Origin of the sequence: Dissulfurispira sp. (genome assembly GCF_036745535.1) — a bacterium.
GTDB lineage: Bacteria > Nitrospirota > Thermodesulfovibrionia > Thermodesulfovibrionales > Dissulfurispiraceae > Dissulfurispira.
Genome location: NZ_DAIOFX010000069.1, coordinates 1 through 8,366, shown reverse-complemented (window position 1 = coordinate 8,366; position 8,366 = coordinate 1). Strand labels below are relative to the sequence as shown.

The 8,366-nt window shown below is 43.4% G+C and carries 11 protein-coding genes and 1 tRNA gene; 7 read left to right on the top strand and 5 right to left on the bottom strand.

Annotated elements, in window-relative coordinates:
• On the bottom strand, positions 1-369 hold a 369-nt coding region (locus V7L97_RS10055), incomplete at its 3' end, for a DEAD/DEAH box helicase (RefSeq protein WP_333655589.1).
• A 73-nt stretch (positions 370-442) separates the two neighbouring features.
• The gene (locus V7L97_RS10050; RefSeq protein ID WP_442891813.1) at positions 443-643 is read right to left on the bottom strand and encodes a cold-shock protein; all 201 of its coding nucleotides are present in this window, start codon (positions 641-643) and stop codon (positions 443-445) included.
• A gap of 377 nt (positions 644-1,020) precedes the next feature.
• Between V7L97_RS10050 and V7L97_RS10045 the strand changes: the two genes are divergently transcribed.
• Both V7L97_RS10045 and V7L97_RS10040 read left to right on the top strand, forming a co-directional pair.
• Positions 1,021-1,377 carry a DUF2703 domain-containing protein gene (locus V7L97_RS10045; RefSeq protein WP_333655585.1) on the top strand — a complete coding sequence of 119 codons (357 nt, stop codon included), beginning with the start codon at positions 1,021-1,023 and terminating at the stop codon, positions 1,375-1,377.
• 451 nt (positions 1,378-1,828) lie between these two features.
• Positions 1,829-1,911, top strand: a tRNA-Leu gene (locus V7L97_RS10040).
• Between the two features lie 335 nt (positions 1,912-2,246).
• On the opposite strand, the gene V7L97_RS10035 is transcribed toward V7L97_RS10040, so the two are convergent.
• Positions 2,247-2,429 carry a hypothetical protein gene (locus tag V7L97_RS10035; protein WP_333655582.1) on the bottom strand — a complete coding sequence of 61 codons (183 nt, stop codon included), beginning with the start codon at positions 2,427-2,429 and terminating at the stop codon, positions 2,247-2,249.
• 151 nt (positions 2,430-2,580) lie between these two features.
• Between V7L97_RS10035 and V7L97_RS10030 the strand changes: the two genes are divergently transcribed.
• Entirely contained in the window at positions 2,581-4,299 is a 1,719-nt protein-coding gene (locus V7L97_RS10030; protein WP_333655579.1) for a 2-oxoacid:acceptor oxidoreductase subunit alpha, read from the top strand.
• The gene (locus V7L97_RS10025) at positions 4,283-5,134 is read left to right on the top strand and encodes a 2-oxoacid:ferredoxin oxidoreductase subunit beta (RefSeq protein ID WP_333655576.1); all 852 of its coding nucleotides are present in this window, start codon (positions 4,283-4,285) and stop codon (positions 5,132-5,134) included. The genes V7L97_RS10030 and V7L97_RS10025 overlap by 17 nt, the downstream gene beginning before the upstream one ends.
• A 2-nt stretch (positions 5,135-5,136) precedes the next feature.
• On the opposite strand, the gene V7L97_RS10020 is transcribed toward V7L97_RS10025, so the two are convergent.
• Positions 5,137-5,946, bottom strand: coding sequence for a ZIP family metal transporter (locus V7L97_RS10020; RefSeq protein ID WP_442891812.1), 810 nt, complete (start codon positions 5,944-5,946; stop codon positions 5,137-5,139).
• 230 nt (positions 5,947-6,176) lie between these two features.
• Between V7L97_RS10020 and V7L97_RS10015 the strand changes: the two genes are divergently transcribed.
• Entirely contained in the window at positions 6,177-6,575 is a 399-nt protein-coding gene (locus V7L97_RS10015; protein ID WP_333655571.1) for a hypothetical protein, read from the top strand.
• A gap of 61 nt (positions 6,576-6,636) precedes the next feature.
• Complete coding sequence (locus tag V7L97_RS10010; protein ID WP_333655569.1) at positions 6,637-7,386, top strand: c-type cytochrome; 750 nt, start codon at positions 6,637-6,639, stop codon at positions 7,384-7,386.
• Here V7L97_RS10010 and V7L97_RS10005 read toward each other — a convergent pair.
• Positions 7,383-8,093 carry a pentapeptide repeat-containing protein gene (locus tag V7L97_RS10005; protein ID WP_333655568.1) on the bottom strand — a complete coding sequence of 237 codons (711 nt, stop codon included), beginning with the start codon at positions 8,091-8,093 and terminating at the stop codon, positions 7,383-7,385. The genes V7L97_RS10010 and V7L97_RS10005 overlap by 4 nt on opposite strands.
• Positions 8,094-8,216: 123 nt before the next feature.
• Here V7L97_RS10005 and V7L97_RS13065 point away from each other — a divergent pair.
• A partial coding sequence (locus V7L97_RS13065; protein WP_442891811.1) for an HPF/RaiA family ribosome-associated protein occupies positions 8,217-8,366 on the top strand: 150 nt, incomplete at its 3' end.

Sequence of the window (8,366 nt, the reverse complement as noted above, 5' to 3'; positions counted from 1 at the left end):
TTCGGCGCCGCGTTTCAACTTTTCCACTTGCGGATTAAAACCTACGCCGCCATAGACGGTAACACTTCTAAGGCCTGTTCGCCCTCCCAGACTGCGGATTGACTCGTGAATCTGTTCAGCCAGTTCACGGGTGGGAGCGATAATAAGCGCCCGAACGTGCCTGCGGCCTCCTTCTTGAAGCAGCCGGTGCAGGATAGGCAGTACAAAGGCGGCGGTTTTTCCGGTGCCGGTTTGTGCCAGTCCCATAATATCACGCCCATTAAGGAGCAGCGGGATCGCCTGCTGCTGAATAGGTGTCGGCATAATATAGCCTTCGGCTTTGACCCCTGCCTCGACCAGGGAGTGAAAATCAAATGTCTTAAATTCCATAAATTCCTTGAACTCCTCAAAAGAAAAGCCCCTGCTCTTCGCAAGGGGCCTTCTTTAGTTAATTGTCAGTAAACTAAATTTTTGTAACGTTGATTGCCTTGGGACCCTTAGGGCCTTTTTCGGTATCAAAGCTGACCCTGTCACCCTCGGCAAGGGATTTGAACCCGTTGCCTTGGATGGATGTATGGTGGACAAATACATCACTGCCGTCTTCGCTTGTGATAAAGCCAAAACCCTTTGAATCGTTGAACCACTTTACTGTTCCTTCCATCAGTTGTGTACCTCCTTATGTGTGAATTGAACTTTCAGAAGGACACAAATAGAAAAAAAGCCACAAAGCTAAAAGTCTTTGTGGCCTCTTGTGGACAAAAAAACTTCTGAAACTCTATATGTAGAATAACACGCCCAGAGGATAATTAGCAACAAAATAAGGTTACAAGAGGAATCTGCATTTTTACTGCAGTTTATCGAATTGCTCCGGCATAACAAAAACTGTAAATCTCATACCGCGTCGGCATAATAATTATAATTTAAACAAAAAGCTGCATAATCGCCCTATTTCAAAGACTTTTCCCATACGTTTCCCGTAAAAACCTTGATTCACTCTGCCTGTCGGCATATAAATGTATAAGATGTGGAATAAATATAAAAGTGAAAGATAAAATGAAAACATTAACGATTCGATGGCAAAGACTCACAAATGAGACTGGCCAAACTTGCGATAGATGTAGAGATACAGGCGGAACCATTGAAACTGCATTCAAAAAACTTCAAAAAGCACTGGCAGAACTTGGCATTAAAACAGAATTAGAATCAAAAACAATAGACCTTAAAGCATTCAGAAAAGATCCTCTTCAATCAAACCGAATTTGGATTAGCGGAAGACCCTTGGAAGAATGGATTGGAGCTAATGTTGGTCAAAGCCGATGTTGCAATGTTTGTGGTGACTCCGAATGCAGAACAATATCAATCAACAAAAAACATTTGAAACAATACCGGAAGAACTAATTATTAGAGCTTGTCTTCTGGCAGCAGCAGAACTATTTAAAGATTAAAAAAGAATAATATGAAACAAATCATCTAACAACCAGATGGACGTGAACGAGTGCCACAATACACTTTTGGGGCTTGCATTATGATGAAGCGTGCAAATACTTTGCATAGTCGATTTTCACAAATCTACGATAGCCCTGCTGGAAGGCAAAGTATTGGAGCGACTTCGACAGCCCAAGCGCAACACGGATGTTTAAGCGGGCTGTCGCAGCTTCGGAGAAAGGCCGGATGCCTTTCGAAAATGAAGTGGAAATGCTTTGTCTTCCGGCATAACAAAGTTTATGAATAGATGCGGGCTGAAATTTCTGATAACGAGCGTGGAAGTCCTAAACGGCTATTGTAATTCTGTAGCGCTGCGGCTCTGCGCTGTTTGACCTCGAATCTGAAAATCCTTTAAAATCATTTAGCGAGAGTGGCGGAACTGGCAGACGCGCTGGACTTAGGATCCAGTGGGCAACCGTAGGGGTTCAACTCCCCTCTCTCGCACCATTCTACGTCTTTTAATATTGTTCTGCCCAGTAAAAATGCATCTGGTTTTCGCCGTGAGCCTGTTTCTTCGGCGCACATTTCCTTTTGAGCCAGTATTTGCTCAGGTCTACGGCGCAGCCTATAGTCTCTTTTACCGCCTCTTTGTCGAAATAGATGACCGGCTCCGCGTGATTATGGGCATCGTAAAAAACCTCCGTGTCGTCTTCAAGCCTTATTCCTTTTCTTTCGGCCTCGCTCCTTGCCCATGCCGCAACCTCGTGCCCGTACTTTTTCCTGAAGTCCCCCCCAACATCCGATGTGCAGTAGTTTCAATTTCTTCCTCCTTGTAATTGGTTTTATTTCTGTCCGGCAGCAATGCCCTTAATTGCATATTGTCTTATAACCGCTGCAATTGGTATCTGCAGCGCATCCGCCATCTCCTCAAGCTTTTCAAAGTCTGCACTCGTGAATCTGACAAGAACTGCCTTCACCTTCAGTTTCTCCTTTGGCTTTCTCGTTTTTTTTACCTTTTTTTCCATTTTAAATAGTAACTATTAGAAATAAAAAATAACTAATAACAATCTTTAATATTTCTTAGGAACTAATAGTAACTATTATTAACCCGTTTGTCAATAGTTTTTTTGCTTTTTTCTTGCAACCCGATTCCTTTTGCTATATACTTTTAAACGTATGGACTATTCGATAAAAATAGGCGGTGAGGCAGGACAGGGCATACAGACCATAGGGGATACCCTTGCACGTGTGTTTTCAAGGGCAGGTTATCATGTATTTACCAATCAGGATTATGAGTCACGCATAAGGGGCGGCCATAACTTCTTCCAGATCAGATTCTCCGAGAAACCTGTAATGGCATCGAGGGATAAAATCGACATACTGGTTGCATTAGACAAAGAAAGCATAGAGCAGCATGAAAAAGAGCTTTCCGAATACGGACAGATAATCTATGATTCAGCAACATTAAAACAGAGGCACGAAAAATCCTATTTTCTCGATATACCTTTCGTAAATCTTGCCGTCGAGCATGGCAGGAACAAGATAATGGCAAATACCGTTGCGACAGGTGCAGTATTGGGAATGCTCGGAATGGAACTGGATATTTTACTCGATATTATAAAAGTCACATTCAAAAAGAAGGGCGAAGATATTATAAAGGCAAATATTGACGCTGCAATAGCAGGGCATGACTATGCTGTAAAGGAATGTATTAAATGTTCCTTCTCTGTAGCGCCGATTTCTAAGCCAAGAATGTTGATAGCTGGCAATGACGCCATTGGACTTGGCGCCATTGCATCGGGATGCAAGTTCTATGCAGCATATCCCATGACGCCTTCAACAGGGATAATGCTCTATATTGCAGGCAAGGCAAAGGAGTACGGCATTGTCGTTGAGCAGGCAGAGGACGAAATAGCAGCAATCAATATGGCTCTGGGTGCTTCCTTCGCAGGAGTAAGGGCAATGACCGGAAGCTCCGGCGGCGGCTTTGCATTAATGGTTGAAGGGCTTTCTCTGGCTGCCATGACAGAGACGCCCATAGTCATAGCCCTTGCCCAGAGGCCGGGACCAGCAACAGGTTTTCCTACGAGGACAGAGCAGGCGGAACTGCAATTTGCCTTATACACTGCACACGGGGAATTTCCAAGGGTAATCTTTGCCCCCGGCACACCGGAGCAGGCATTTTATCTCACAAATAAGGCTTTTGATATTGCGGAAAAATACCAGATACCTGTATTAATTCTTACCGACCAATATCTTGCAGATTCACAGTGGACATTCGATGGATTTGATTCAAGCAAAATAAAATACACTGACTATAGGCTGAGGGGTGAAGCCTTTGAAAAGCTCACAGAATACAAGAGGCATGCATTCACAGATAACGGTGTATCGCCATTGGGCGTTCCCGGAGATGCAAAACACCCTGTCGTGACAGACAGCGATGAGCATGACGAAGAAGGGCATATAGTGGAAGATGCAGAGACAAGGATAAAGATGGTGAATAAAAGGCTCTTTAAAAAGTTGCCTTTAATACGAAAAGAAATCAAGCCGCCTTCGATTTACGGCCATTCTAATCCAGAGATAGTGGTTTCAGGATGGGGATCTACTTATGGAGTTATGAAAGAGGCGGTAGATGAGCTTTCAGCGAACTGGGATATTGCCATGCTTCATTTCAGCGAGATTTATCCGTTCCCTCCAACGAACAAGTTCAATTACCTGAAGGCATTAAAGGATGCAAAGATGACCATATGTGTTGAAAACAATGCCACAGGCCAGTTTGCAAGGCTAATAAAAGCAGAAACAGGATACACATTCAATAGGCTGATTAATAGATTCGATGGCAGACCTTTTACAGTGGAATATTTGATAGGAGAGATAGATGCCCTCATCAGATGATTATAAAGGCCGGAATCCTGCTTGGTGCCCGGGATGCGGCAACTTCAGCATCCTGAAGACATTCAAGGATGCCATGGTGGAACTCGGCAGAGAGCCCCATCAGTTCACCATAGTCTCTGGAATAGGTCAGGCAGGGAAATTCCCGCATTACCTTAAATGCAATACATTCAACGGCCTTCACGGAAGGACGCTCCCTGTCGCAACAGGCATAAGGCTTTCAAATCACGACATGCTCGTAATCGCTGTCGCAGGAGACGGAGACTGCTACGGAGAGGGAGGAAACCACCTCATGCATGCCATGAGGAGAAACATCAATATAAAACTATTTGTGCATGACAATCAGATATACGGGCTCACAAAAGGACAGGCGTCTCCAACGAGCATGGAGGGAATGGTTACAAAGAACCAGCCCTTCGGCGTGCTTTCAGCAGAGCTTAATCCCATGGCGCTGGCAGTAGCTCTTGATTGCAGCTTTGTTGCAAGGGGATTTGCAGGCGATACGGAACATTTAAAGGGATTGATAAAAGAGGCAATTACTCATAAAGGGTTTGCACTCGTGGATATTTTACAGCCGTGCGTTACATTCAATAAGATAAATACCTACGAATGGTATCGTCAGCGGGTCTATCACATAGAACCAGAATATAATCCCGAAGACAGAATTGAGGCATTCAAAAAGGCACTTGAATGGGGAGACAGAATTCCCATAGGGATAATCTATAAGAATAATAGACTGATTTTTGAGGAAAGGATACTGGTAATTAAAGACATCCCTCTTGTGAGACAGCCATTTGATATAGCAAAAATAGAAAACACATTAAAAGAGTTTTATTAATCCTACCCAAATCCTACATCAAGAACCATCATCACTAAAAATCCTGCAATTGCACCCATTGTTGCGATATCTGTATTCCCTCCCCTCTGCGACTCAGGGATCAATTCTTCCACAACAACAAATATCATAGCACCTGCTGCAAAGCTCAATGCGTAAGGCAAAATCGGCCTCGAAAGCATAATCGCAGCAGCGCCTATTACGCCTGCAACAGGCTCTACTATACCAGACAACTGCCCGTACCAAAAACTCTTCAGCCGCGACATTCCCTCACGTCTGAGCGGCATTGATACAGCAATGCCTTCAGGGAAATTCTGAAGTCCTATGCCAACAGCAAGGGCTATTGCACCTGTCAATGTAGCAGATGGAAGACCTGCTGCAACAGCACCGAATGCAACACCCACTGCAAGACCTTCCGGTATATTATGCAGCGTTACAGCAAGGATTAATAATGTAGTCCTCCTCCATGACGTCTTGATGCCTTCTGCATCCTTCATTGGAAGGCCCATATGAAGGTGCGGGAGTATCTTATCGATAATCCTTAGAAAAACTGCTCCCATCAAAAACCCAGCAGCAGGAGGAAACCATTTGGGGATACCCATGTCTTTAGACATCTCTATGGCAGGCGCAAGCAAAGACCAGTAGCTTGCAGCTATCATAACACCACTGGCAAAGCCGAGCATTCCGTCAAGCAGTTTCCTGTTAATGCCCTTTGCCATAAAAACAACGGCTGCGCCCATTGCAGTTACAAGCCATGTAAAACATGTGGCAAGGATTGCCTGCGCTATCGGATGTATGTCCTTTATAAGATCCATCATGATGTAGCTATTATTTTAACTAAAAAATAGTGCAGCCGTATAGTCGATGTAAAAACCATAACCGTAAAGACACATGATGATTGATTACGGATTCAAGTAAGAATATATCGTATATCTGTAAAGTTTTCATTTTCGTAAAGAAATCACAAACATAGATATTTATTGCAAAATGCATTTTTTTTTAGTAGAATTTTATTAAAGACTCGCTAAAGAAAGGAGGCGAAAAGATGAAGACTTTAAAGATAGTATTGCTGTCGCTTATAGTCCTCGGACTGGCCTTCTCCTTCGCCTATGCAAAAATGCACCTTCCCGAGGAGCGCGGGAAAACCCTTTTCAATGACACGAAATTTGGAGGAGGCACAGCAGGAAAATCATGCAACTCATGCCATCCTGACGGCAAAGGATTGGAAAAGTCTGCCGACAAGAAAGAGTTCGGCATAATGGGCAAAAAACAGAAGGGCCTCGAGGAGGCAGTAAATTTCTGCATCGAAATGGCTCTTAAAGGAAAGGCTATCGATCCGAAGTCGAAGCAGATGAAGGATATAGTCGCCTATATTAAGTCGTTAAAAGGCATGAAGATGGACAAAGAAACGCCTAAGAAGAAAAAGGCTATCGAAGGCTGCTAAAGCTAAATTTAAATGGGAAAGGCATACTGCCTTTCCCATTTTCCTTATCAGGGAGGCATTAGTGCCGATTCTCCTATTAAAATCCATCCTCTCCATTGTTATGGTCGTCCTCGCAGTTATTGTCATGTTTACTATGTTCGAGGTATTCGGAAGAGATGGAAAAAGGTATAACATCGAAAAACTGAAAAAGATACATAAAGCGAACGGAATAATCTATATTGCCTTATACATTTTTATAGCCTACTTTTGTCTGAATTATATCTTGCAAGCAAAGGCTGAACTTTCACCGCGGGCTGCATTTCACTTTGTATTCGCACTCACGGTCATAGTCTTGTTCGGCCTGAAAATCTCCTTTATAAGGATTTACCGACAGTTCTACGGGCATGTTAAGACAATAGGACTTTTGATTGCACTCTTGACTTTTGGCATGACAGGCACGTCAGGAGGATATTACCTTCTTGCAACCAAATTCGGCACCGAGCCTTTTAACTTAAACGGAATAGAGACAAAACATGAAAATCCCACAGTTGCCAAAATTATTGCCAAAACAGATGAAGAAAGCATAAGAAAAGGGAAGGAGTTATACGAATCGAAATGCTATTTCTGCCATGATGCTTATAGCATGGAATGGGGCGTGGGACCAGGGCATAAAGGCATTTTAAAAAATCCTATGCTCCCTGCAAGCAAAAAACCAGCAACACCTGAGAATATTGCAAATCAGATACGAAATCCTTATAAAGATATGCCCTCGTTCTCATATCTGCCGGATGAGGATGTGCTGAATATAATTGCGTTTTTAAATACTCTCTAGATTTTCCTTGCGAGTTCTTTCTTCAATTTTTCATCCATCTTCGCGCCATCAAATTTTGCCCTTGTCGTATCAGACAATTTAAGGCGTACTCCCCTTAAATCTGCATTGGTGAGATCAGCGGCTCGGAGATTGATATCCAGCATTGTTGCATCTCTGAGGTCAGCACCTGAAAGATTCGCTGCATTGAAATCAACCTTATCGAGATTGGAGCCTTGAAGGTTGGCTCCCGAAAAATCAGTCCCTATCATGTTTGCACCGAATATATGCGCATTGGAAAGATCCGCGCCTGCAAATCGTGATAAAATGGCATCTGTCTGTTGCAGGTTCGCTCCTTGAAGCATTGCCCTCTCGAAATTGGCAGATGATAAATGGGAGACCTTAAAATTTACCTCAGACAGATTCGCCTCTGAAAAATCGACTCCGACAAATGTGGAAAAACTCATGTCCGATTTTGAGAGATTTGCCCTTTTCATGTTTGCACCCGCAAAGTTGGAACTGCTTGAATCGCAGCCAGACATGTCTGCATCCTCAAAATCTGACATGCTGAAGTTCGACTTGTCCAGTTTCGCCCCTGCGAGTTTGCAACCCCTGAAGCTTACTGCGCTAAGGTCAAGCCCGCTCAGATCCATTCCCGAAAGGTCAAATCCCGAAACATCGCCGGTGCTTGCCGATAGTTCAATCACCCTGTTCCTCGAAAGCTTTTCCATTTTCACCTCAACTCAATATCTTTTTTCAGTATATTTTGCTATATTTTAATAGTTATTTCTACCGAGGGGTATAACCCCTCAACAATTTAATAACAGGAATATTATTTTTTATGGAGGGAGACAATGAAAGTTCAGTTGCAGATTACGGCCCACAATATCGAGCTAAACGATTTTATCAGGGAAGACATCCGCGAGAAAGCAGAGAAGCTTGATACATATTACGACCAGATTATGAGATGCAGGGTTGTGGTGGATGTCCCCCACCGCCATAAA